This is a genomic window from Flavimobilis sp. BM9, assembly GCF_058313055.1.
The window spans coordinates 25,425-48,682 of record NZ_JBZEMO010000002.1 but is presented as its reverse complement, the minus strand read 5'-3'; the positions used below and the strand labels follow the sequence as shown (position 1 = coordinate 48,682).

Sequence of the window (23,258 nt, the reverse complement as noted above, 5' to 3'; positions counted from 1 at the left end):
TTTGCCCCTTTTGGGGTACATCCAGGGTGAACCCAAGAGTCGTGCGGTGTGAACCTCTTCTCGAGAGGTCGCGCGTCACACGCGCGGCGCTGCTGGTCAGCGTGGGCGCAGTGGGGCAAAAGTGACGCATACCACCCAGATCGGCAGGGTGGGGCGGGGGCTTTAGCCCTTCGAGACCCGGAAAACCGTCCCGTCGACGAACGAGTTGCCGGACTGCGTGACCGTCGTCGTCGAGGGGACGAGCAGCGCGCAGTACGGGTGCCGGGTCGACGTGCCGAAGACGTTGTTCCGGAACGTGAGCCCGCTCAGCGGGCCCTGGTTGAGCTCGGCGATGTTGACCGAGCACGAGCCGCCGTCGATCCAGCTGTTCTCGACGGTCGTGCCGGAGACCTTGCCGCGGCCCTGCGTGATCATGACCGCAGCGCTGCTCGATCCCTCGAGCCGGCTACCCGTCACGAGCAGGTTGGAGCCGACCTGGATCTGGATGTTGTCGTCGTGCGACGGGCCGCCGTTGTGGTTGGGATCCTGCGCGTACGACAGGTTGCCGTGGAGCCACGAGCTCTTGATGGTCACGTCCTTGCCGATGATCGTGACCTGGTCGATGACCGTGTGGATGTTGACGCGCTCGAGCGTGAAGCTCGAGCCGACGACCCCCATGACGTACGGGGACGGGTTCGCCCCGAAGATCTCGGAGTCGACGATCCTGGTGCCCTTCGCGTTCTCGGCGATCTGGACGAGATGGAAGATCGAGGAGACGGGGCGCCCGCGCACGATGGTGTTCTTGATCGTGACGTCGCTCGCGAGGACCCGGATCGCGCCGCGGACGTCGAGTCCGTCGACCACAGCACCCCGCTGCGCGACGGTCAGGTCGCCCTCGTGGACCTTGAGCTTCGTCCCGGCGGGCACGCCGGTGCTCGAGCCGTCGGGGCGTGACGTGGCCGGCGGCTTCGGCGACGGAGGCGTGGTGGTCGGCGGCGACGTCGGCGGCGCCTTGGTCGGGGTCGGCGCCTTGGTCGGGGCCTTCGTCGGGCTCGTCGACAGGTCCGGCTCCGTGGCAGTGGGCGTGCTCGACGGTGTGCCCGTCGGACCCGGCGTCGGCGGGGCGGTGGTGGGCGGCGTGGTGGGCGGTGCCGTCGTCGTGGGAGGGGTAGGGGCGGCTGTCGGAGCGACAGGCGGACGCCGCCCGCGCAGCGGGTGCCAAGGGCGCCCGAGCCGCGTCGTCGGACCTGCCGAGGGGCCGGCCTTCGAGGGCGGCAGGCCCGTCGAGACGGACGTGTCGACCGGGAGCCTCGAGTCGGAGCGACCTGTCAGGGACGTGCGGACGCCGTCGTCGACCCCGACGGGCGGCTCCGGAGGGAACAGCTCGGCGACGTCGGTCTGCTCGGCGGTGGGAGCGATGATCGCGGTGGCACCGATGCTGGCCGCCGCGATCATCGCGACCAGGAGGGTCGCGGTGACACGCCGCTGACGGCGGCGTGAGCGGTCCAGCAGGGGACGAGGCACGTGTTGCTCCTTGGCGCGGCGAGCGGCGGAGGGCGGACCGGCCGTCGTGGACGACGACCGTGCGGAGATTTCGACCAGATTGGCGGAAACATGACGATTTCGCGACCGCAGCGCCCACGTGGTGAGAACCCGCTGGTGAGCGCGACGGGCTGGGCGACCGCACCAACGACACGGGCGATACCCGGGGCGACGTCGCGACGACCCGGGGTGGTTACGGTTGCTGGCCCCTCACGGCGTTGCCATGCTCCAGAAATGGCCAGCGAACACGACGACATGGATGCAGCGGAAGACATCCGCGTCGCGCTCGGGCGTGTGTCCTCGGAGCACCCCGAGGAGTTCTTCAACATCGCGAACGACCTGCGGGCGCTCGGCTGCGACGCGGCAGCCGTCCCGTTCTACGAGAAGGCGATCGCGGCGGGGGTCGTCGAGGCCGTCTACAACCTTGCGCTCCTGCACCACGAGTGCGGCGACGTGGACCGCGCCCGGCAGGGGTTCGTGACCGCCTCCGAGCACGGTGACGCCAAGGGTGCGTTCATGGCGGCACAGATCTTCGAGGCGTGCGGGGAGCACCAGGCTGCGGCGCTGCACTACGCGCGTGCGCTCGAGCTCCCCGAGACTCCCGTCCGGCTCGCACGGGTGCTGCGCCTCCTCGGTATGTCGGCGGACGCGGACCGCATCATCGACGAGTCCGTCGGGACGAGCTGGGAGTCAGCGGTCGAGTACGCGTTGCGGGAGTCGACGCCGACGTACGAGGGCCTCGAGATCCTCGACCGCCACTGGACCGCGGGCGAGCACCATGTCGCGGTCACGATGGCGCTCCTGCTGGGGGAGGCCGAGCGCACCGACGACGCGGAGGCGCTCCTGCTCGTCGCGGCCGAGCTCGGCGACGTGCACGCACTGACCAACCTGGGATCGCTGTGGTGCGACAACGGCGACCTCGAGGCCGCCCGGCGGGCATGGCACCGCGCCGCCCAGCGGGGCGACGAGCTCGCTGCGAACCTCCTGGACCGGCACGGCCACTCCTGATGGACCGCCCATCCCCGGCGACAGTATCGTCGAGGGGTGACCGCGCCGCAGACCGCCCGCCCTGGCCGCCGTCGTGCTGCCCTGGCGCTCGCGACAGCCCTCGCCCTCGGGGGCGTCCCTGGCGGTCTCGACGCGGCGGACGCAGCGATCTGGCCCGTCGTGGATCCGACCCCGCCCGGGACGACCCCGCCCGGCACGACGCCGGTTCCCACGGACGGGAGCACCGAGCTCGACGACCCCGTGGCGCTCCCCCTCCCGCCGAGCGAGGACGAGGTCCGGCAGGCCGTCAACCTCGACGTGAACACGATCGTCGACAAGGGTGGGCTCGGCCCCGCCGCGTCGGTGCGGATCGTCGATGTCGAGAGCGGCCGCAGCATCTACTCGTCCCGGTCGGGGACCCCGCGCATCGCCGCGTCCACGACCAAGCTGTTCACGGCGACGGCGGCCCTCGCCTCCCTCGGGCTCGAGACGCGGTTCCCGACCGTCATCGAGCGCAAGGGCCGCGCACGGACCGTCACCCTCGTCTCGGGCGGCGACCCTCGGATGACGAACGGGAAGCTCAGGCTGCTCGCGAAGCAGACCGCGGCTGCGCTCAAGTCCAAGCAGCCCGCCCGGACCACGGTCAAGGGCAAGCTCCGCAAGGTCGTGTACGTACGGCTCGACGACTCGGTGTTCGCGGGAGCCAGCAAGCTCGGCACGTGGCGCAAGGGCGGCTACGGTCTCGGCACGATCCAGCCGGTGCGCGGCACGGCCCGCACGACCGTGCGCTCGTCGGACTCCGCGGCGTCAGCGGCGCGCTACTTCGCGAAGCGGCTCGACTCGAGCCTCGGCAGGGGATGGGTCGTGGAGTACCGCGGGGCCAAGGCCGCGCCCGCGAAGGCGCGCGTCGTCGCGCGGGTCGACTCCGACACGGTCCACACGCTCGTCAAGCGCATGCTGCTCGTCTCGGACAACCAGGTCGCTGAGGTGCTGAGCCGGCACGTCGGGCGCTCCGAGGGCTACCGACCCACCTTCGCTGGCGGCGTGAAGGGCACACGGAAGGTCATGCGTCGTCTCGGCGTCGACCTGGGCTCGAGCGTGCTCGCGGACGGGTCCGGCCTCTCCGCGGCGAACAAGATCTCGCCGGCCGCTGTCGTCAACCTGCTGAGCGTCGCGGCGCAGCCCGACCGGTCTGAGCTGCGGGCCCTCCTCTACGAGGACTGGTCGCTCCCCCTCGCGGGGCGCACGGGGACGCTCGCATACCGTTTCACGGGCAAGTCGGAGTGTGCGCGCGGCGCCGTGGTCGCCAAGACCGGCTCGCTCGACTGGGAGATCGCGCTGTCGGGCTACACCGTCGGTGAGGACGGGCGGCTCAAGGCGTTCTCGATCGTCGCGAACAAGCTCTGGACGTCGAAGGCGCGGGACAAGGCGCGCGCCACAGCCGACCGCATCGCCGCGACGGTCAACGGCTGCGTCTGAAAAGACGCGCGACGCGTTCCTGCGTCGGGAGTAGCATTCCCCCGGCGCGGCGGGCGCCATCCGAGCTCTCGAGACGGGAATGCGCATGGCTCTGTGGACCTTGCACGGCGACGGTACGACCGTGAGGAACGGGGAGGCGGTGGCGCCGCTCGAGCGCCTCACCTGGCCGCGGACGATCGGCCTCGGGATGCAGCACGTCGTCGCCATGTCGGGGGCCACCCTCATCGTGCCGCTCCTGACCGGCCTCCCGGCGACGACCACCTTGTTCTTCTCCGCGATCGGCACGTTCATCTTCCTGCTGATCAACCGCAACACCCTCCCGAGCTACCTCGGCTCGAGCTTCGCGTTCCTCGCGCCGTTCGCGGCCGCCGCGACCGTCTCGGACGCGCTCGGCGGCGTCGTCTTCACGGGTGCGGCGCTGATCGTGATCGGGGTCGTCGGTCACGTCGCCGGTGTCCGCTGGATCAATGCGCTGATGCCTCCGGTCGTCAACGGCGCGATCGTCGCGCTGATCGGCCTGAACCTGGCGAGCGCCGCGTGGGGTGCGTGCCAGCAGTCGGTCGTCGACGGCGAGATCGTGCCGTCCTGCACGTCCGGATTCCGTGCCGCCCCGGTGACCGGCCTCGTCGTCGTGCTCGCGATCGCGCTCACTGCCGTCCTGTTCCGCGGGATCCTCGGCCGCCTGTCGATCCTCGTCGGTGTCGCGGTCGGTTACGTCGTCGCGTGGTTCCGTGACGAGATCAGCTTCGACGGCGTCGGCGACGCGCCGATCTTCGGCCTCCCGCACTTCACGACGCCGACGTTCGACCCGGGGCTGCTCGTCATGTTCGTGCCCGTGGTGCTGGTGCTCGTCGCGGAGAACATCGGGCACGTGAAGTCGGTCGCGGCGATGACGGGCCAGAACCTCGACGACAAGGTCGGCAAGGCGCTCGTCGCGGACGGGGTCGCGACGGTCCTCGCGGGTGCGGGCGGCGGCTCGGGCACGACGACGTACGCCGAGAACATCGGTGTCATGGCGGCGACGCGCGTCTACTCGACGGCGGTGTACTGGGTCGCGGGCGCGACGGCGCTGCTCCTCGCGTTCTCCCCGAAGGTCGGCGCGGTGATCCAGGCGATGCCGGCGGGCGTCCTCGGCGGTGCGGGCACCGTGCTCTACGGCATGATCGGCCTGCTCGGCGCCCGCATCTGGGTGCAGAACAAGGTGGACTTCTCCGACCCGGTGAACCTCACGCCGACGGCGGTCGCGCTCATCATGGGCATCGCCGACTACACGTTCACGATCGGCAGCGTGACGATCGGCGGCATCGCGTCGGGGGCGATCGCTGCGATCGTCCTGTACCACCTCATGCGGGCGGTCTCCCGCCTGCGCGGGACGACGGCGGAGCCGGCGAGCCCGACGTCCGTCCCGGACACGGTCCTCGACTGACCGGAGCTCAGCGCTGACAGGACGCCGTCGCCCCGTCCGGGGCGGCGGCGTTCGTCGTCAGGTGCCCTGTCGTCACAGGGAGAGGCCGAGCACGAGGCTGTTCGCGTGGGCCACCTCGGCGAAGCCGAGGTGGCGGTAGAAGCCGAGCGCACGAGTGTTGGCGGGGTCGACACCGAGATGGACGCCGCGGGCGCCCGCCTCGCGCAGGGCGTCGAGCAGCGCGGTGATGAGGAGCCGGCCGTTGCCGCCGCCCTGGGCGGTGGGCAGCAGGTCGATGTGCAGGTGGGCGGGGAACTGGTCGAGGAGGCGCGGGTCGGTGACGTTGCGGCCGTCGAGCCGCTCGACGAGGTGCTGCTCGAGCCCTGGCCGGGGAGGTCGGGTGCGGGTCCCGCGCCGGGCGCGGACCTCCGGCCACCATGCGGCGCACCGCGCCTCGAACGCGGCGGTGTCTGCGGCGCCGATGGCGTACCCGACGGGGATGTCGGCGTCGTCGACGAGGACGAGGCAGAGGTCGGGCTCGAGCGCGAGGTAGGGCGCGAGGTAGGCGTCGGTCAGGAGGCTCGGGTCGTCGAGGAGCTGTGTGGCGTCCCCGCCGGCGGCACCGGTGCGCAGGCAGATCTCCTCGAGGCGTGCGCGTTCGAGGGCGTCCGTGCGTGCGCGCCGGACCTGCGGCATCAGCCCTCCGCGGGCTCTTCGGTCGCTTCCTCGGTCTTGGTGAAGCGAGCTGGTGCGGGCTGCGGTGTCACGACGTCGAGCCCGAGGCACTCGGGGACGCTCTCGAGGGGGATCTCCGGGTCGAGGATGACCTGGTCGCTCGGGACGAGTCCCGCGAACTTCTCGGGGACGGTCAGGTCGACGGACGCGCCGGGCCGGTTGTCGAGGACGAGCCGCGCCTCGGGCACGTAGGCGAGCAGCGTGTAGGCGCGGGTGATGCCCTTGGGTCCGAAGGAGATGATCGGCTGCGACGGGCGGCGCGTGTCGTTGCCGGTCCCCTCGACGGTGAACCCCTCGTCGGTGAGGAGGTCACTCACGACCGCCGCGAGCCCTGCGCGGTCGGAGCCGTTGAGGACGGTGACCTTGATCTTCTTGCGGCCGACCGGGACGGTTCCGGAGGGAACGCACGGCTGCGGCGCGGTGAACGTCGTCCCGGGCTCCTTCTCCTTCGCGACGAAGTCGGCGGAGCCGGGGAAGGACAACGCACCCGTGTAGACGGCGAGGCCGACGACGCCCGTGGCCGCGAGCAGCGCGATGAGCAGACCGAAGACGACGGCCTGGCGCTCGTGCTGCTTGCGGCTGCGCAGGGCACGCGCCTGCTGCGGGGTCAGGGGTGTGTTCACAGGTGCAATCTAGTCGAGGTCGTCAGCCGCGGGAGCGGCCGGGGTGCGGGTCACGGGAAGCTCGGACGTCACCTCTGCTGCCGAGTCAGCGGGCGAGACGGGCTCTGCGTCGTCGGGGATCGTCAGGACGCGCGCGTGCAGGATGGGGCGCTGCTGGAGCGCCGCGCGGACGGCGCGGTGCAGGCCGTCCTCGAGGTACATGACGCCGCGGTACATGATCACGTGGGCGAAGAGGTCGCCGTAGAACGTCGAGTCGTCCGAGAGGAGGGAGTCGAGGTTGAGGGTCCGCTTGGTCGTGACGAGCTCGTCGAGGCGCACCTGACGTGGTGCCACGACAGCCCAGTCCTTGGGCGTGACGAGGCCGTGCTCGGGGTAGGGGCGGCCATCGCCCACGGCGCGGAAGATCACGGCTGCGAGTCTAGGACCGACCTCGGCGCGGCGGCTCGAGGGATACGCGTCCTGCGCACGACCTTCACCAGCGGCCACCGCTCGCCTCACATACACCTCGCGGACGCTCGTGCGGCGGATCGACGAGGGGGCCATCTGTCGCCTCCTCCGTCGTCTGCACCTGGTGCGGGTGTGTGTCGCTCACCATATCTGGTGGCACTTCCAGCAGGTACATCGTTCCAGCCGCCGCAGACGTGAGCAGTTCGCTCGTGCGCGCTCGCGCGCGTCGTCAGCCTTCGCGCGTCTCTCGCAGCCGGCGGACGAGGAGCGGGATGAAGACGAGCGCTGCGGCTGCTCCGACGACCAGGGCGATCGTGCGGCCGGGTTCGGCTGGCGTGGTGATGCCGCCGTCGTCCGTCACGGTCGGGGTGGGGCTCGGTGCGACCGGGGCCTCGGTCGTGGGCGGGGTGCTCGGCTCCTCGGAAGGCGTGGCCTCAGGGGTTGCAGGGGCGGGCGCGACGGCGGCGGACGCGGTGAAGGTGAACGTGCCGTCGACGGGGTGGCCGTCGGCCGAGGTGACGCGCCAGTCGACGCGGTACTCGCCCGCGGGGCGCTCTGCGGTGAGGGCCTGGGTGACGACCGTGTCGTCGACCACGGCTTCCCCGTCAGTGACGTCGGTGCCGTCGGGGGCGGTGACGGCGACCGTCGCGCCGACCTCGAGCACGACGTCGGTGAACGTGAGGACGACCTCGTCGGGGGCTTCCGTGACCGTCGCGCCGTCGGCCGGGGTCGGAACCGGTGGCGGATTGTGGGCTGCTGCTGCGGGTGCGAGGGCGATGCCTGCGGCGATGAGGAGGGTGGCGACGGAGGCGCGACGCAGCGCGGTGACGAACGGACGCATGAGCCCATCATCGCAGCGAGCCCGGGGTGTGGTCGGCGAGAGCGCGGTGCGACCTTCGCACATGACGAAGGCCCCGGACCGTGAAGCGTGGTCCGGGGCTTTCGTGCTACTGCGGAGGATGGGGGATTCGAACCCCCGAGGGCGTTAACCCAACCGCCTTTCCAAGACGGCGCCATAGGCCACTAGGCGAATCCTCCTGGTGACAGCACGTCCGAGGATACCCGACGAGTGGCCGGATGCTGAAACTGGGACGGTCAGGGGGTACGGACGGCCTTCGTGCGCGGAGTTTGAGGGCGGTCCGACGCTGGGCTAGGCTCGGGGGTGACCCCTCGTACGGCGTCATCTCGCTGAACTCCCCCAGGGCCGGAAGGCAGCAAGGGTAGGTGAGCTCTGGCGGGTGTGCGGGGGGTCCTTTCATGCCCGCCGGCGCCCGGATTGTCGGCCTCCTCCCGATCCGGCGCCACAATTCGGACGCCGCGTCCAGCATCCGAGATATTCTGGATCTCGCTGGTCAGGAGGGCCGGCGCCCACCCATAGTGGAGAACATGACCCGCACCGCAGGCCTCGACCTCATCGCCACCGCGACCTCCCGTCGCGGCGTGATGTGTTGTCGAATGCCGCAGCGGGCCGCGCAGGCCTGAGCCTCCGGACAGTCCAGAAGGACCCGACCGCACAGCGGTCGCCGGCGGAGAGCCCACCCTGCCAGGCCGTGGCACAGTCACGCGCCCAGCTCCCGCACCCCCCGCGCCCTCGGCGGTACGCCCGCCTCCCTGTGTCGACCCCCGTCGCAGCGTCTGCCGCTGCCTCGACCAGGGACTGTCACCACCACACGAAGTGAGAGAACCATGATCCGCAAGACCACCGCCGTCGTCGCCGCCACCGCGCTCCTCGCCACGCTCGCCGCCTGCGGCAGCGACTCGAACGACTCCAAGGCCACCCCTGCCGCAGGCGAGACCCCCGCCGCCCGCACCGAGCCCGTCCGCATCGGCGTCGTCGGCTCGCAGGACGACCAGTGGCCCATCTTCGAGAAGAAGGCCGAAGAGGCCGGCATCGACGTCGAGATCATCAACTTCACGGCCTACACCGAGCCGAACCCCGCGCTCAGCCAGGACCAGCTGGACCTCAACCAGTTCCAGCACCTGCAGTACCTCGCGGACTACAACGTGGCGTCCGACGACAACCTGACCCCGATCGGCTCGACCGCGATCTACCCGCTCGCCCTCTACTCGAACGAGTACGACTCGGTCGACGCCATCCCCGCCGGCTCCGAGATCGCCGTCCCCAACGACCCGACGAACCTCAACCGCGCGCTGTTCGTGCTGCAGAGCGCCGGGCTCGTCCAGCTCAAGGACGGCGGCACCCTCGCCTCGACCGAGCTCGACGTCCTTCCCGAGTCCAAGGTCAAGGTCACGCCGGTCGACGCCGCCCAGGCCGCGATCTCGCTCCAGTCGGTCGCCGCGGCGATCATCAACAACGACTTCATCGCTGACGCGGGCCTCAAGCCCGAGGACGCCATCGCCCAGGACGACCCGTCCTCGGTCGGTGCCCGCCCGTACATCAACATCTGGGTCGCCCGCGACGAGGACAAGAACGACCCGACCCTCCTCAAGCTCGTCGAGATCGCGCACGACGCCGAGGTCGAGGAAGCCCTCAAGGCCGCCTCGGGCGGCTCGGCCGTGATCGTCGAGGAGGACGGCGCGACGCTCGCCGGCTACCTCGCCGACATCCAGGCCCAGATCAAGGGCTGACCATCCAGCGTCACCGGTGAGGGGCCCGGTGACGCGCACGAGGACGACGGGGCTGCGCACGCGCAGCCCCGTCGTCGTGCTGAGACTCCCGGGCGCGGGGCAGCACGCTGCGCGACAATGAGCGACACGTGACCGACGGATTGAGAGCAGTGCCGATGAGCCAGCCGCAAGCCATGGTGGAGTTCCGTGACGCCACCAAGGTGTTCCGCACCAAGTCCGGCGAGGTGAGAGCCGTCGACGGCGTCGACCTGCGGATCGAGGCAGGTGAGGTCTACGGCGTCATCGGGTACTCGGGCGCCGGCAAGTCCACGCTCGTGCGCCTCATCAACGCGCTCGAGCCGGTCACGAGCGGCGCCGTCGTCGTCGACGGGCAGGACGTCCACGCGCTCAAGGAGTCCGAGCTGCGCGTCGCTCGCAGCGGGATCGGCATGATCTTCCAGCAGTTCAACCTGCTGTCCTCGCGCACCGTCGCGGGGAACGTCGCGTACCCGCTCGAGGTCGCTGGCTGGTCCAAGGCCCGACGCGCCGCGCGCGTCGCCGAGCTGCTCGAGTTCGTCGGGCTGAGCGACAAGGCGCGCCAGTACCCGTCTCAGCTGTCCGGCGGGCAGAAGCAGCGCGTCGGCATCGCCCGCGCCCTCGCCACGAACCCGAAGATCCTCCTCGCAGACGAGTCGACGAGCGCGCTCGACCCCGAGACCACGCAGGACGTGCTCAACCTCCTCAAGCGGGTCAACGTCGAGCTCGGTGTGACTGTCGTCGTGATCACGCACGAGATGGACGTCGTGAAGTACGTGTGCGACCGCGTCGCGGTCATGGAGGGCGGCAAGGTCGTCGAGCACGGCGACGTCTACGACGTGTTCGCGCGGCCCAAGCACCCCGCGACGCGCCGCTTCGTCGGGACTGCGCTGCGCGACCGCCCGAGCCCTGCCGCGCTCGAGCGCCTGCGCCGCCGGCACCCGGGCCGCATCGTGACGATCGGCATCCGCGAGGACGGTGCGTCGTCGACCGACCTGACGCGCGCGCTGCGCGAGCACCCCGTCGACGGCACGATCGTCTACGGCGGAATCACCGAGATCTCCGAGCGGCCCTACGGCTCGCTCACCCTCGAGGTCGAGGGGGACACCGCCGCGATCGACGCGTTCATCGCGGACCTGTCACGCTCGACGACGGTCCTCGACCTCGGCACCGCCGCGGCCCCGATCGAGGATCCGGACGCCGTCGGGCCGCGCGCGTCGACGACGCCGCTGTCGGTCCCGTCGGACCGGGACGCCCTGCCCACGAACCTCGACGCGGCGCCCGGCGGCGCGCCGTCCTTCGACCCGCTAGCGCCGTTCCGGCGGAAGGGGCCCCAGTCATGACCGCGTCCTTCGCCCTCGCGCTCCCGACGCTCATCCCCGGTGCTGCGCGCCCGACGGACTGGGACCAGATGCTCCCGGTCCTGCTCGACTCGACCGTGCAGACGCTCTACATGGTCGGCATCACGCTCGTCGTCGGCGGGTTCTTCGGCCTCATCATGGGCCTGACCCTGTACGGCACGCGCGCGGGGAACCTGTTCGAGAACCGCGTCGTGTTCACGGTGCTCAACATGCTCGTGAACCTCGTTCGACCCATCCCGTTCATCATCTTCATCACGGCGATCGGGCCGCTCACGATGCAGGTCGTCGGCAAGACGATCGGTACCGAGGCGGTCATCTTCCCGATGACGATCATGGCGTCGTTCGCGTTCTCGCGGCTCGTCGAGCAGAACCTCGTGTCGATCGACCCGGGGGTCGTCGAGGCGGCGCGCTCGATGGGCGCGTCCCGCATGCGCGTGGTGCGCACGGTGCTCATCCCGGAGGCGCTGAGCCCGCTCATCCTGGGCTACACGTTCCTGTTCGTCGGTGTGATCGACATGTCCGCGATGGCCGGCCTGATCGGTGGCGGCGGCATCGGTGACTTCGCGATCCGGTACGGCTACCAGCGCTTCAACTGGGAGATCACGCTCGTCTCCGTGGCGGTGATCGTGGTGATCGTGCAGGTGGTCCAGGCGATCGGCAACGGGCTCGCGCGGAAGATGCTGCGCCGCTGACGGACGCCAGCGAGCGTGTCAGCGGGACCGTCTAGGGTTGCTCCGTGAGCACAGCCCTGTACCGCCGATACCGCCCGGACTCCTTCGCCGACGTCATCGGGCAGGAGCACGTCACGGGCCCGCTCATGCAGGCGCTGCGCTCGAACCGTGTCAACCACGCGTACCTGTTCTCGGGCCCGCGCGGCTGCGGGAAGACGACGTCGGCGCGCATCCTCGCGCGCATCCTCAACTGCCACGAGAACACGGAGCAGACGCCGCGGGACACCCCGTGCGGCACGTGCCCGTCGTGCCTCGACCTCGCGACGGGAGGGGCGGGCAGCCTCGATGTCGTCGAGATCGACGCGGCGAGCCACGGTGGTGTCGACGACGCGCGTGAGCTGCGGGAGCGCGCGACGTTCTCGCCGTCGCGCGACCGGTTCAAGATCTTCATCCTCGACGAGGCGCACATGGTCACGCCGCAGGGCTTCAACGCCCTGCTGAAGATCGTCGAGGAGCCGCCGGAGTACCTGAAGTTCATCTTCGCGACGACCGAGCCGGACAAGGTCATCGGCACGATCCGCTCGCGCACGCACCACTACCCGTTCCGGTTGATCCCGCCGGACGTGCTCGCTCCCTACGTCGAGACGCTGTGCCACCAGGAGGGTGTCCAGGTGGGCGGCGGCGTCATGCCGCTCGTCGTGCGCGCGGGCGGCGGCTCGGCTCGAGACACGCTGTCCGTCATGGACCAGCTCATCGCGGGGTCGAACGGCGGCACGGTCGACTACGAGCTCGCGGTCGCGCTGCTCGGCTACACGCACGCGACGCTGCTCGACGACGTCGTGGACGGCCTCGCGGCGCGTGACGGCGCGAGCATCTTCCGTGTCATCGACCGGGTGATCGACTCGGGCCACGAGCCGCGGCGCTTCGTCGAGGACCTGCTCGAGCGTCTGCGCGACCTCATCGTCATCTCCGTGAGCGGGGAGAGCGCCGAGTCGGTGCTGCGCGGGCTGCCCGCAGACCAGATGGAGCGCATGCGTCTGCAGGCGACGAACCTCGGCATCTCCGAGCTGTCGCGGGCGGCCGACCTGGCGAACGCTGCGCTCACCGAGATGAGCGGCGCGACCTCGCCGCGTCTGCACCTCGAGCTGTTGTGCGCGCGTCTTCTGCTGCCTGCGGCCGACGACGCGATGGTCGGCGTGGCTGCGCGCCTCGACCGGCTCGAGCGCGGTCTGGGCGGTGCGCCCGTGGCGCGGCCCGCCGACGTGCGGGAGCTGGCCGCATCAGGTCCGGCCGCCCCCGTCTCGGCGCCGCAGCCGAGCCCTGCGCCCGCCGCGACGGGTCGAGGCGCGGCCGCCGCCCGTCAGGCTCTCGCGGCCGCGACCGGCCGTGGCCCGGCAGCCACCGGGCGATCGGCTGACGAGCCTGCCGCCGAGGGCCTGGTGGCCGCGGCGCCCGTCCCGCTGGCCCCGACGGACGACGTGGCTGCGGACGCGGGTGCCCCGGCACCTGCCGTGCGTCCGGCGCCGGTCGGCGAGGACCTCCCGCCGTGGGACCTCGAGCCTCCGCACGACGACGAGCGACCGGCGCACCGACATGACGAGGTGCGCCCCGACCCGCAGGTCGCGCAACCCGTCGCGCCCGAGGCGGCCGTCGAGCCCGCGCCGCCCTGGGACGTTCCGGCCCCTCGCGCCGAGGAGCTCACGCCGAGCGTCGATGCGCCCGCGCCTGAGCCAGCGCCCGCTGTCGCGCAGGAGCCCGCGCCGGCCCCCGCGCCTGTGTCCACGCCCGTGATCGAGCCGACCACCGCGACCGCGGTCGAGCCGACCACCGCGTCCACCGTTGAGTCGGCCGCCGTCGAGCCGACCACCGCGACCACCGTCGAGCCGGCCTCCGGGCCCGCCCCGGCTGCGGACGCCGCCGCATCGCAAGACTCGGAGATGCTGCGCCGTCGCTGGCCCGAGGTTCTCGAGACCCTGTCCAACCTCAAGCGCGCGACGTGGGTGCTCGTGAAGGACAACGCCCAGGTCGCCGAGCTCACCTCGACGACGCTGCGGCTCACGTTCGGCTCGGCCGGCCTCGCGACGACGTTCCGCAACGGGCCGCACGCGCAGCTCGTGCAGCAGGCCGTCCACGAGACGCTCGGCTTCGAGGTCAAGGTCGAGGGCGGCATCGACGAGGGCCGCCCGTCGGCGCGCGAGTCCGCGGGCACCCCGCCCGAGGAGCCCGACCCGGGGCGCGACCACCCGGCCGACCCGTTCGCGTCTGAGACCGACCCCTTCGCTACCGAGAACGACACGTTCGCGAGCGCGACCGGATCGTTCGCCGCCGCGCACGAGGCCGAACCGCACCGTGCCGGGCCGTCAGCCGCAACGGTCGTCGACTCGAACATCTCCGTCGTCGCACCGGTCGCCGATCCGGCTCCCGCAGCCGTGCCCGCGCCGGTCCCCGAACCGGCGCCCGCAGCCGCGCCCGCAGCTGCGCCGGCCGCTACGGTGGCCGCGGCCGCCCCCGCACCGGCACGGTCGCCCGAGCCTGAGGGACCGGTGACCGACTGGGAGGTCGTCCCGGTCGGCACGTACGTCCCCGATCCGGCACCCACGTCGACGGTTTCCCACACCTCCGTGCCCGCTGCCCCGCACGCACCGGCCGCCACGCCGGTGCCCGTCACGCCTGCGCCCGCCGCGCCGTCGGCAGACGTGCAGAGCCCGGCCGCGATGCCCCGCTCGGCGACGGTCCCGTCACCCGACGTCGCCCCCGTCCCGACGGGCGACCTGCCCGGCCAGCACCTCACCGGCGCACAGGCCGCCAAGGCTGCGCTCGCCGCGCGGCAGGCCGGCGCGAGCACGCGCCCGTCGTCGCCCGCCGCCCCGGTGGACGACGCGATCCCCGACGCCGAGGTTCCCCCGGACTACGACGAGGAGCCCCCGTACGCGGAGGACTCTGTCGACTTCTCCGAGACCACCCTCATGGGAGTCCCGCTCGTGGCACAGCTCCTCGGCGCCAAGGTCATCACCGAGATCGTCGAGGGCCAGGCGTGACGTCCAGGTTCCCGGCGAGGAACTAGGCTGAACGCGTGTACGAAGGCGCAGTCCAAGACCTGATCGACGAGCTCGGCCGTCTCCCCGGCGTCGGGCCCAAGAGCGCGCAGCGCATCGCGTTCCACCTGCTCGCAGCCGACGCGGAAGACGTCCGGCGGCTCGCCGACGCCCTGATCGAGGTGAAGAACAAGGTCCGCTTCTGCGAGGTGTGCGGCAACGTCGCCGAGGAGGAGCGCTGCCAGGTGTGCCGCGACCCGCGCCGCAGCACGACCGTCATCTGCGTCGTCGAAGAGCCCAAGGACGTCGTCGCGATCGAGCGCACCCGCGAGTTCCGCGGGACGTACCACGTGCTCGGCGGCGCCATCAACCCGATCGACAACGTCGGGCCCGACAACCTGCGCATCAAGGAGCTCATGACGCGCCTCGCTGACGGCACCGTCGCCGAGGTCATCCTCGCCATGGACCCGAACGTCGAGGGTGAGGCCACCGCCACCTACCTCTCGCGCCTGCTCGTCCCCATGGGGCTCCGCGTCACGCGACTCGCCTCCGGCCTGCCGGTCGGGGGAGACTTGGAGTACGCCGACGAGGTCACCCTCGGCCGGGCGTTCGAAGGACGGAGAGTCGTTCATGGCTGAGCACGCGGCCGCACCCGCGCCCACCCCGGCGAGCCTCGCGGAGGTCGCCGAGTCCTTCGCCGCCCAGGCCACCCGCTTCCTCGAGACGAGCACCCAGGTCGCCTCCGGCGCCGCACCCGAGGCCGCGATCCCGCTGCTGCTCCTCGCGACGACCGACATCCTCGCCGCCGGCGCACGGCTCGGCGCGATGGTCGACGTCGTCCCCGACGAGCGCTTCGAACCCGACTCCGGACCGGACACGGACGTCGAGCCGCTGCGCGTCGCGCTCGCCCGCGTCCTCGACGGGCTCGACGCCTACCCCGAGGTCGTCGACCCTGTGCTCGGCGGCGAGACCGGCGACGCGAGCCTCTCCGACGACGTCGCAGCGATCGCCGCGGCCCTCATGCAGGGCCTCGCGCACCACGAGGCCGGGCACGTCGTCGAGGCGCTCTGGTGGTGGCAGTTCTCCGCGCTCTCGAGCTGGGCCGAGCGCGCCGCCTCGGCTGCGCGCGTGCTGCAGATGATCCTCGCGCACCTGCGTCTCGACGTGGACGACGACGTCGCAGCGGAGGCCGAGTACGAGGCCCTCCAGGGCGGGGCAGACGCCCCGGCCGACGCCGCGCGCTGACCCGCGCACCGACGCATGGACATCCCCGGCACCACGATCCTGCTGCTGGTCGTGGCCGGCTTCGCAGCGGGCTGGATCGACGCCGTGGTCGGCGGCGGCGGGCTCGTCCAGCTTCCCGCGCTCCTGCTCGTCCCCGGGATCAGTCCCGTGCAGGCGCTCGCCACGAACAAGCTCGCCGGGATCATGGGCACCTCCGTCTCGGCGATCACGTACTACCGGCGCGTCGGACCCGACCTGCGCACCGCGCTGCCGATGGCCCTCGCAGCCCTCGCTGGCGCCGTCGGCGGAGCAGCGCTCGCCTCGCGCATCCCCGCCGGGCTGTTCACGCCGATCATCCTCGTCGTCCTGGTCGCCGTCGCCGCGTACACGTTGCTCAAGCCGCAGCTCGGCAGGACGTCCAGCCTCCGCTGGGAAGGCACGGCCACCCACCGATGGACCGCCGCGGGGCTCGGGCTCGTCATCGGTGCGTACGACGGCCTGCTCGGCCCCGGCACGGGGACGTTCCTCGTCATCAGTCTCGTGAGCGTGCTCGGCTACGCGTTCCTCCCGGCGTCAGCCCTCGCGAAGATCGTCAACTTCGCGACCAACGCGGGCGCCCTCATCTTCTTCGTGCCGTACGGCGCCGTGCTCTGGAGCCTCGGGCTGACCGTCGGCGTGGCCAACCTCGTCGGCGGGTACATCGGCGCGCGCATGGCCGTGTCGAAGGGGTCGACGTTCGTGCGTGTCGTGTTCGTGCTCGTCGTAGGCGCTCTCATCGTCCGGCTCGGGTGGCAGCTCCTCACGACCTGACCGGGGCCGACGCGGGCCGCGGGCGGGCACCCTGGCAAGGACGCGGGGCGCGGGTTAGCGTGAGCAACGGATGCGCGGACGGGCTGCGTCGGCGCGCTCGAGGAGAGGAGATGCGCATGGGACTCGGTGACTTGGTCGGCAAGGCGAAGGACGCCCTCGAGCAGCATGGGGACAAGGTCTCCGACGGCCTCGAGAAGGCGGGCGACTTCGTCAAGAGCAAGACTCCCGACAAGGTCGACGGTCACGTCGACAAGGCCGTGGACTCCGCTCAGGACTACATCGCCAAGCAGCAGAAGAACTGATCCACGCACGCTGACCACGCGACGCCGCGGCACTCCGACGACGGAGGCCGCGGCGTCGTCGCGTCCGCATGACGAAGGGCCGTCGCGGCCCGCGCGGCGCCGTGGCTATGATCGCCACGACTCACACAACACCTGGTGGACGTTTAGATCGACGGGACCAGTGACAGAAGAGAGCAACGTATGGCACTCATCGTGCAGAAGTACGGCGGCTCGTCAGTCTCGGATGCGGAGAGCATCAAGAGGGTGGCGAAGCGGATCGCCGAGTCCAAGAGAGCCGGGAACGACGTGGTCGTCGTGGTCTCGGCCATGGGCGACACGACGGACGAGCTCCTCGACCTCGCCCAGCAGGTCACACCAGCCCCCCCGCAGCGTGAGCTCGACATCCTCCTGACGGCGGGCGAGCGCATCTCGATGTCGCTGCTCGCGATGGCGATCAACAACCTCGGCATCAAGGCGAAGTCGTTCACCGGCCAGCAGGCCGGCGTCATCACCGACGCCGTGCACGGCAAGGCGCACATCGTCGACGTCGTCCCGTCACGCGTCCGCGAGACGATCGAGAAGGGCGCGGTCGCGATCGTCGCCGGCTTCCAGGGCGTCACGCGCGACACGAACGACGTGACGACGCTGGGCCGCGGCGGCTCCGACACGACGGCCGTCGCGCTCGCGGCGGGCCTCGGTGCGGACGTCTGCGAGATCTACTCCGACGTCGACGGTGTGTTCACGGCCGACCCGCGGATCGTGCCTGCCGCCCGCAAGGTCGAGCGCCTCACCTACGAGGAGATGCTCGAGATGGCGGCGAGCGGCGCGAAGATCCTGCACCTGCGCTGCGTCGAGTACGGGCGTCGCTACGACGTCCCGATCCACGTGCGGTCCTCTTTCTCCGGAAAGGAGGGCACCCTCGTGACCAACCGACCCCTGAACGCCGAGAACGGCGAGGAGCTCCCGATGGAAGACCCGATCATCACCGGCGTGGCCCACGACCGGTCCGAGGCCAAGATCACCGTCGTCGGCGTGCCCGACGTCCCCGGCACCGCAGCGCGCATCTTCGAGGTCGTCGCGACCGCGGGCGCGAACATCGACATGATCGTCCAGAACGTGTCCGCCGCCCAGACCGGCCTGACCGACATCTCGTTCACGCTGCCGGAGGGCGACGTCCCCGGGACGCTCGCCGCGCTGACCGCCGCGCAGGAGGAGCTGAAGTTCGCCTCGCTGCAGTTCGACGACCAGGTCGGCAAGCTCTCGCTCGTCGGCGCGGGCATGAAGTCCAGCCCGGGCGTGTCCGCGAAGCTCTTCGGGGCGCTGCGTGACGCGGGCATCAACATCGAGATGATCTCCACCTCGGAGATCCGCATCTCCGTCGTCACCCGCGAGGACACCCTCGACGACGCGGTCCGCGCCGTGCACACGGCCTTCGGGCTCGACGGCGAGGCCGAAGCGGTCGTCTACGCGGGAACGGGGCGCTGAACCATGGCTGAGAACCTCACTGTCGCCGTCGTCGGTGCGACCGGTCAGGTCGGCGCGGTCATGCGCCGCCTGCTCGACGAGCGCGGCTTCCCGGTCGGGACGATCCGCTACTTCGCGTCCGCGCGCTCTGCCGGCAAGGTGCTGCCCTGGAAGGGGCAGGACGTCGTCGTCGAGGACGTGGCGACCGCCGACCTCTCGGGGATCGACATCGCGATCTTCTCCGCGGGCGGCGGCACGTCCAAGGAGCACGCGCCGCGCTTCGCGGCGGCGGGCGCCGTCGTCATCGACAACTCGTCCGCGTGGCGGCTCGACCCGGACGTGCCGCTCGTCGTGTCGGAGGTGAACCCCGAGGTCGTCGTGGAGGCGCGCAAGGGGATCATCGCGAACCCGAACTGCACGACGATGGCCGCGATGCCGGTCCTCAAGCCGCTCGCTGACGAGGCTGGGCTCGAGCGCCTCATCGTGTCGACCTACCAGGCCGTGTCCGGCTCTGGCCTGGCCGGGGCGACCGAGCTCGCCGACCAGGTGCGTGCCGCGGTCGCGGGCGACGTGCCGCTCGAGGCGCTCGTCACCGACGGTTCAGCGGTGGCGCTGCCCGAGCCGGACAAGTACGTGCGCAACATCGCGTTCAACGTCGTGGCGGTCGCTGGCTCGATCGTCGACGACGGCTCGCTCGAGACCGACGAGGAGCAGAAGCTCCGCAACGAGTCCCGCAAGATCCTCGGCCTGCCCGAGCTTGCGGTCTCCGGGACGTGCGTGCGCGTCCCGGTGTTCTCGGGGCACTCGCTCGTCGTCAACGCCGAGTTCGGCCAGCCCCTGTCGCCCGAACGTGCCACGGAGCTGCTGTCCGGGGCGCCGGGTGTCGAGGTGACTGACGTGCCGAACCCGCTGCAGGCGGCTGGCGCCGACCCGTCCTTCGTGGGACGCATCCGCGTGGACCAGTCGGTCCCCGGCGGGCGTGGGCTCGCGCTGTTCATCAGCAACGACAACCTCCGCAAGGGTGCTGCGCTCAACGCGGTGCAGGTCGCTGAGGTCGTCGCGGGGCGTCTTGACGAGGTGCGCGCCGCTTTCACGGGCTGACCGCCGGGCTGGGCTTCACTGATCGCCCGGGTGCACGCGTCATGTGTGCACCCGGGCGATCGGCTGTGAGAAGGCCTCCCGGCGCCCCCGGCCGGTCTGTTGTCGAGGGCTCGAGTTCGCTACGATCTGCGAAAACACCAGGGGGCACTCATGAGGACGACCGCAAGCAGGATCCGATGATGGCGATGCGCGACGCCTCGCCCGTCGCTCGCAGCGCATGGCTCACGTCGGTCATGGACACCGGGCCCAAGCCCGCTCCGTTGATCCCGTGGCGAAGGTTCGGCAAGGCCGGCATCGCCGTGCTCGCGGTCCTTGTGCTCGTGGGCGCGTGGCTGTTCCTGGCGCTGACGCCGTCGATCGAGCGTGGCGACCGCACGCATCTCTTCGACCTGGTTCAGGTCGCGGACGCTGGCGACGGGCGGGTCCTCGCGGACCCGGCAGGCGGGACGACGACGTTCGCCGTCGAGATCCGCAACGCGTCGCTGACGCCCGTGGTGCTCTCGGCGCCCGAGGCCGACGCGTCGTCGCAGCTCACCGTCACCTTCCGTCCCGTCACGGACCCGGTGCAGGACCCGACCGCCGTGCCGGGCGACCGTTCCATCAAGGTCCCGTCCGACGGTGTCGTGGAAGCCGTCGTGACGATGGGCTTCGGGTGCGGCACGCATGCGGCGAGCACGGTGGTCGCGACGGGCGTCGTCGGCGTCCGGGTCTCGACGCTCGGGCTGAGCACGAACGTGTCGGTGCCGCTCGAGGAGGTCGTGGGGATCCGTACGACGGCCCCGTTGACCGTCCCTTGCCCGTGAGCGGGCCAGCCGACGGGCCCGCGGGTGCCGCCCGCCTCGACGGCGCGGCGATCCACGCACGGCTCGAGGAGGTGGCGGGGGCGTTCGAGGAGCGCGCTGCGCTGCTGCGCGCTCGTGACGTGGCACGTCGTGAGCTCTCCCAGGCGGAGCAGCAGGTGTCCGAGACGCGCAGGATGCTCGACGCCGAGCGCGCTGACGTCGTGCGTCTCGAGGGCTTCTCGTTCGAGCGGCTCGCCGCGACCTTCCGCGGCACACGCGCCGACGACCTGATGCGCGAGCGCGCCGAGGAGGCTCGCGCGGAGGCCGCCCACGCGACTGCGGTCGCACGGGCGAGCGCGGCCCGCACCGACGTGGAGAACTTGTCGGCACGCATCGAGGCGCTCGGCGACCTCGAGACGTGGCGGCGTTCGGTGCTCGCGGCTCGCGGTGACTGGCTGCGTGCGAGCGGGCACCCGGACGGGGTTCGGCTCGACGCGCTCGCGACCGAGCTGGGGGCTGCACGGGAGGTGAGTCGCGAGCTCGACGAGGCGCTGATCGCTGCGCGCAGGGCACGTGACAGGTTTGACGCGGTGCTCCGGGTGCTTGCCAGCGCCGAGTCGTGGGCGACGTTCGACCTGTTCGGCGGCGGCGTCGCCACCGACATGGTCAAGCACTCGAAGATCGACGAGGCGCAGCGTCTCATGCGTCAGGCCGACGATGCCGTGCGGCGCTTGCAGCGTGAGCTCGCCGACGTGGACCTCGTCGCGGGAGTCGACTCGGTGGGCGTGACCGAGGGGACCAAGCTGATGGACATGTTCTTCGACGACATCTTCTCGGCGATGTCCGTACGTCGTTCGGTGCAGGACGCGCGAGCGCGCAGTCAGCGCGCTCGCGAGGCGGTCCAGCGGGTCGAGCGTCTGCTCGGTGAGCGTTCGGGCGTGGCCGCGGACGAGGTGGCCCGTCTGTCGGCCGAGCGCGAGGCCATCCTCGAGGTCTGAAGCACACGGAGGCCTGAAGCGGGGCGCTCCCCGACGGGCTGACCGCGAGGAGCGCCGTCGCGATCAGTGGTGGGCGGTAGCGAGGAGCTCGACTGACCTGAGGCGGGCGGCCACGTCGAGCGACGAGTGGGCGACGATCACCTCGTCCGCACTGGTGCGCGCTGCAAAGGCAGAGATGTACTCGGAGACCTCCGCGCCGGTGCCGACTCCCGTGTAGTGGGTCATGTACGCGACCTGCGCGCCGACGGGGGAGTCGAGCAGCATGTCGAGCTCGTCGTCGGTGAACGTGCGGTCGAGGGGGACCTGCCCGCTCTGCCGCAGGAGCATGAGCACGCGTGCCCGCTTGACCTGCGTGAGCTGCTCGAGAGCGTCGTCGTGGTCGTCGGACGCGATCGCGTTGACGCCGGCGATGACGTACGGCTCGGCGAGCTGGTCGGACGGCTGGAACTCACGCCGGTAGGTCGCGACGGCGTCGTGCAGGGCTGCGGGCGCGAAGTGCGACGCGAAGGCGTACGGCAGGCCGAGCGTCGCCGCGAGGTGTGCGCCGAACAGGGACGATCCGAGGATGTACAGCGGCACGTGCGAGCCGGCTCCCGGGGTGGCGGTGACGCCTGGGACGCGGGACCGCCCGGCGAGGTACGCCTGCAGCTCGACGACGTCCTGCGGGAAGCGGTCGGACGCGGCGGGGTCGCGGCGCAGGGCGCGGAAGGTGGAGTGGTCGCCGCCGGGCGCGCGTCCGAGTCCGAGGTCGATGCGTCCCGGGTGGAGGGCCTCGAGGGTGCCGAACTGCTCGGCGATGACGAGCGGGGAGTGGTTGGGCAGCATGATGCCGCCCGCGCCGAGGCGGATCGTCGACGTCTGCGAGGCGACGTGCGCGATGAGCACAGAGGTGGCGCTCGATGCGATGGACGGCATGTTGTGGTGCTCGGCGTACCAGACGCGCGCGTAGCCGCTCTTCTCGGCCTGCTGGGCGAGAGCGACCGACGCTGCGAAGCTGTCGGACGCGGTCTCGCCGGGGGCGATCGGGGCAAGGTCGAGCATGGAGAGAGTGACGGGCATGGTCGTTACAACCGCGGTGGGGCCTCCGGTGTTCCGAGCGCTCGCGTGGTGAGCGGAGCCTCAGCTTGCGCCGGGGACCGTCGCCCTGGCGGCTGCCTCGATCCGTGCCCGGTGCGTCGCCCACTCCTCGGGCGTGCGTCCCGTCACCATGTCGTCACCGGGGGCCATCCCCGCGGCACCGTCGATCATCTCGCGGACGATGTCTGCGTGACCCGCGTGACGGGCGGTCTCCGCGAGCATGTGCACGAGCAGCTGTCCGAGGGTGACCTCGCGACGGTCGGGAGCCCACCAGGGAACGACGCCCGGGGCGTCGAGCGGCAGCGCCTCGATCGTCGCGTCGCTGTGCGCGGCGCACGCGTGGTGGAGCGCGACGACGTCGGCCACCGTCTGCCCCTCGGGCAGCCAGAAGTCTGCGTCGGGCTCGGCGTCGTCGTCGAACCACGGGAGTGGGGTCGGGAACGGGCGCTCGAAGACCTCGCCGAAGTACCCCACCTCGACGCTCGCGACGTGCTTGACGATCCCGGCCAGGTTCGTGCCGGTGGCCGTCATCGGGCGGCGCGCGTCGTGCTCGCTCAGCCCGTCAAGCTTCGACAGCAGGTCTGAGCGCCGGTTCCGCAGGTATCCGTGCAGGTGGTCCTTGAGGTCCATGCCCTCATCATCGTCACGCCGCG

General features: G+C 71.4%; 22 protein-coding genes, 1 tRNA gene and 1 other RNA gene. 16 read left to right on the top strand and 8 right to left on the bottom strand.

What is annotated here, in order from left to right; genetic code table 11:
- Positions 1–162: 162 nt before the first annotated feature.
- Positions 163–1,503, bottom strand: a complete 1,341-nt coding sequence (locus AC4F3Q_RS04290) for a right-handed parallel beta-helix repeat-containing protein (protein WP_491038882.1) — start codon at positions 1,501–1,503, stop codon at positions 163–165.
- 252 nt (positions 1,504–1,755) lie between these two features.
- On the opposite strand from AC4F3Q_RS04290, the gene AC4F3Q_RS04285 reads away from it, so the two are divergent.
- The 3 genes from AC4F3Q_RS04285 (at position 1,756) to AC4F3Q_RS04275 (ending at position 5,413) form a co-directional block, all read left to right on the top strand.
- On the top strand, positions 1,756–2,529 hold the full coding sequence (locus AC4F3Q_RS04285; protein ID WP_168446533.1) for a tetratricopeptide repeat protein: 774 nt from the start codon (positions 1,756–1,758) through the stop codon (positions 2,527–2,529).
- A 36-nt stretch (positions 2,530–2,565) separates the two neighbouring features.
- Positions 2,566–3,987, top strand: a complete 1,422-nt coding sequence (gene dacB, locus AC4F3Q_RS04280) for a D-alanyl-D-alanine carboxypeptidase/D-alanyl-D-alanine endopeptidase (protein WP_491038881.1) — start codon at positions 2,566–2,568, stop codon at positions 3,985–3,987.
- 85 nt (positions 3,988–4,072) lie between these two features.
- Positions 4,073–5,413, top strand: coding sequence for a uracil-xanthine permease family protein (locus tag AC4F3Q_RS04275; protein WP_491038880.1), 1,341 nt, complete (start codon positions 4,073–4,075; stop codon positions 5,411–5,413).
- 72 nt (positions 5,414–5,485) lie between these two features.
- On the opposite strand, the gene AC4F3Q_RS04270 is transcribed toward AC4F3Q_RS04275, so the two are convergent.
- From AC4F3Q_RS04270 to AC4F3Q_RS04250, 5 genes are all read right to left on the bottom strand, one after another.
- Entirely contained in the window at positions 5,486–6,088 is a 603-nt protein-coding gene (locus AC4F3Q_RS04270) for a GNAT family N-acetyltransferase (protein ID WP_491038879.1), read from the bottom strand.
- Positions 6,088–6,750: a LytR C-terminal domain-containing protein gene (locus AC4F3Q_RS04265; protein WP_491038878.1), complete on the bottom strand. Its 663-nt coding sequence runs from the start codon at positions 6,748–6,750 to the stop codon at positions 6,088–6,090. The genes AC4F3Q_RS04270 and AC4F3Q_RS04265 overlap by 1 nt, the downstream gene beginning before the upstream one ends.
- 9 nt (positions 6,751–6,759) lie before the next feature.
- A complete protein-coding gene (locus AC4F3Q_RS04260; protein WP_168446986.1) occupies positions 6,760–7,158 on the bottom strand; it encodes a type II toxin-antitoxin system VapB family antitoxin in 399 nt (132 codons plus the stop codon).
- Between the two features lie 268 nt (positions 7,159–7,426).
- Complete coding sequence (locus AC4F3Q_RS04255; RefSeq protein ID WP_491038877.1) at positions 7,427–8,038, bottom strand: copper resistance CopC family protein; 612 nt, start codon at positions 8,036–8,038, stop codon at positions 7,427–7,429.
- Positions 8,039–8,150: 112 nt separating this feature from the next.
- Positions 8,151–8,235: transfer RNA gene (locus AC4F3Q_RS04250), tRNA-Ser, on the bottom strand.
- 123 nt (positions 8,236–8,358) lie between these two features.
- Between AC4F3Q_RS04250 and ffs the strand changes: the two genes are divergently transcribed.
- From ffs to AC4F3Q_RS04185, 13 genes are all read left to right on the top strand, one after another.
- Positions 8,359–8,455: signal recognition particle sRNA small type (gene ffs / locus AC4F3Q_RS04245), an RNA gene on the top strand.
- A 428-nt stretch (positions 8,456–8,883) separates the two neighbouring features.
- Positions 8,884–9,786, top strand: a complete 903-nt coding sequence (locus AC4F3Q_RS04240) for a MetQ/NlpA family ABC transporter substrate-binding protein (RefSeq protein ID WP_491038876.1) — start codon at positions 8,884–8,886, stop codon at positions 9,784–9,786.
- Between the two features lie 155 nt (positions 9,787–9,941).
- Positions 9,942–11,144, top strand: coding sequence for a methionine ABC transporter ATP-binding protein (locus AC4F3Q_RS04235; RefSeq protein ID WP_491038875.1), 1,203 nt, complete (start codon positions 9,942–9,944; stop codon positions 11,142–11,144).
- Complete coding sequence (locus AC4F3Q_RS04230) at positions 11,141–11,854, top strand: methionine ABC transporter permease (RefSeq protein WP_491038874.1); 714 nt, start codon at positions 11,141–11,143, stop codon at positions 11,852–11,854. Before AC4F3Q_RS04235 ends, AC4F3Q_RS04230 begins: the two co-directional genes overlap by 4 nt.
- Before the next feature lie 44 nt (positions 11,855–11,898).
- Positions 11,899–14,871: a DNA polymerase III subunit gamma and tau gene (locus AC4F3Q_RS04225; RefSeq protein ID WP_491038873.1), complete on the top strand. Its 2,973-nt coding sequence runs from the start codon at positions 11,899–11,901 to the stop codon at positions 14,869–14,871.
- A gap of 35 nt (positions 14,872–14,906) precedes the next feature.
- Complete coding sequence (gene recR, locus AC4F3Q_RS04220; RefSeq protein WP_491038872.1) at positions 14,907–15,506, top strand: recombination mediator RecR; 600 nt, start codon at positions 14,907–14,909, stop codon at positions 15,504–15,506.
- Positions 15,499–16,113 carry a DUF5063 domain-containing protein gene (locus AC4F3Q_RS04215; protein WP_491038871.1) on the top strand — a complete coding sequence of 205 codons (615 nt, stop codon included), beginning with the start codon at positions 15,499–15,501 and terminating at the stop codon, positions 16,111–16,113. Before recR ends, AC4F3Q_RS04215 begins: the two co-directional genes overlap by 8 nt.
- 15 nt (positions 16,114–16,128) lie before the next feature.
- Positions 16,129–16,902: a sulfite exporter TauE/SafE family protein gene (locus AC4F3Q_RS04210; RefSeq protein ID WP_491038870.1), complete on the top strand. Its 774-nt coding sequence runs from the start codon at positions 16,129–16,131 to the stop codon at positions 16,900–16,902.
- Between the two features lie 116 nt (positions 16,903–17,018).
- A complete protein-coding gene (locus tag AC4F3Q_RS04205) occupies positions 17,019–17,204 on the top strand; it encodes an antitoxin (protein WP_168446521.1) in 186 nt (61 codons plus the stop codon).
- A gap of 180 nt (positions 17,205–17,384) precedes the next feature.
- Positions 17,385–18,668 carry an aspartate kinase gene (locus tag AC4F3Q_RS04200; RefSeq protein WP_491038869.1) on the top strand — a complete coding sequence of 428 codons (1,284 nt, stop codon included), beginning with the start codon at positions 17,385–17,387 and terminating at the stop codon, positions 18,666–18,668.
- Positions 18,669–18,671: 3 nt separating this feature from the next.
- Positions 18,672–19,748, top strand: a complete 1,077-nt coding sequence (locus tag AC4F3Q_RS04195; protein ID WP_491038868.1) for an aspartate-semialdehyde dehydrogenase — start codon at positions 18,672–18,674, stop codon at positions 19,746–19,748.
- A gap of 179 nt (positions 19,749–19,927) precedes the next feature.
- A complete protein-coding gene (locus AC4F3Q_RS04190) occupies positions 19,928–20,551 on the top strand; it encodes a hypothetical protein (protein WP_491038867.1) in 624 nt (207 codons plus the stop codon).
- Positions 20,548–21,528 carry a hypothetical protein gene (locus tag AC4F3Q_RS04185; protein ID WP_491038866.1) on the top strand — a complete coding sequence of 327 codons (981 nt, stop codon included), beginning with the start codon at positions 20,548–20,550 and terminating at the stop codon, positions 21,526–21,528. The genes AC4F3Q_RS04190 and AC4F3Q_RS04185 overlap by 4 nt, the downstream gene beginning before the upstream one ends.
- A gap of 63 nt (positions 21,529–21,591) precedes the next feature.
- Here AC4F3Q_RS04185 and AC4F3Q_RS04180 read toward each other — a convergent pair whose 3' ends face one another.
- Positions 21,592–22,587 (bottom strand): LLM class flavin-dependent oxidoreductase, encoded by a 996-nt coding sequence (locus AC4F3Q_RS04180; protein ID WP_491038865.1) that lies wholly within the window; start codon positions 22,585–22,587, stop codon positions 21,592–21,594.
- Positions 22,588–22,647: 60 nt separating this feature from the next.
- A complete protein-coding gene (locus tag AC4F3Q_RS04175; RefSeq protein WP_491038864.1) occupies positions 22,648–23,235 on the bottom strand; it encodes a DinB family protein in 588 nt (195 codons plus the stop codon).
- Positions 23,236–23,258: the final 23 nt, after the last annotated feature.

Coding starts and splice junctions, on each gene's coding strand:
- AC4F3Q_RS04200 (WP_491038869.1), top strand. CDS start 17,385: ATGGCACTCATCGTGCAGAAGTACGGCGGCTCGTCAGTCTCGGATGCG.
- AC4F3Q_RS04190 (WP_491038867.1), top strand. CDS start 19,928: ATGGCGATGCGCGACGCCTCGCCCGTCGCTCGCAGCGCATGGCTCACG.
- AC4F3Q_RS04230 (WP_491038874.1), top strand. CDS start 11,141: ATGACCGCGTCCTTCGCCCTCGCGCTCCCGACGCTCATCCCCGGTGCT.
- AC4F3Q_RS04255 (WP_491038877.1), bottom strand. CDS start 8,038: ATGCGTCCGTTCGTCACCGCGCTGCGTCGCGCCTCCGTCGCCACCCTC.
- AC4F3Q_RS04215 (WP_491038871.1), top strand. CDS start 15,499: ATGGCTGAGCACGCGGCCGCACCCGCGCCCACCCCGGCGAGCCTCGCG.
- AC4F3Q_RS04240 (WP_491038876.1), top strand. CDS start 8,884: ATGATCCGCAAGACCACCGCCGTCGTCGCCGCCACCGCGCTCCTCGCC.
- AC4F3Q_RS04210 (WP_491038870.1), top strand. CDS start 16,129: ATGGACATCCCCGGCACCACGATCCTGCTGCTGGTCGTGGCCGGCTTC.
- AC4F3Q_RS04285 (WP_168446533.1), top strand. CDS start 1,756: ATGGCCAGCGAACACGACGACATGGATGCAGCGGAAGACATCCGCGTC.
- AC4F3Q_RS04205 (WP_168446521.1), top strand. CDS start 17,019: ATGGGACTCGGTGACTTGGTCGGCAAGGCGAAGGACGCCCTCGAGCAG.
- AC4F3Q_RS04235 (WP_491038875.1), top strand. CDS start 9,942: ATGAGCCAGCCGCAAGCCATGGTGGAGTTCCGTGACGCCACCAAGGTG.
- AC4F3Q_RS04180 (WP_491038865.1), bottom strand. CDS start 22,587: ATGCCCGTCACTCTCTCCATGCTCGACCTTGCCCCGATCGCCCCCGGC.
- AC4F3Q_RS04175 (WP_491038864.1), bottom strand. CDS start 23,235: ATGGACCTCAAGGACCACCTGCACGGATACCTGCGGAACCGGCGCTCA.
- AC4F3Q_RS04270 (WP_491038879.1), bottom strand. CDS start 6,088: ATGCCGCAGGTCCGGCGCGCACGCACGGACGCCCTCGAACGCGCACGC.
- AC4F3Q_RS04195 (WP_491038868.1), top strand. CDS start 18,672: ATGGCTGAGAACCTCACTGTCGCCGTCGTCGGTGCGACCGGTCAGGTC.
- AC4F3Q_RS04275 (WP_491038880.1), top strand. CDS start 4,073: ATGGCTCTGTGGACCTTGCACGGCGACGGTACGACCGTGAGGAACGGG.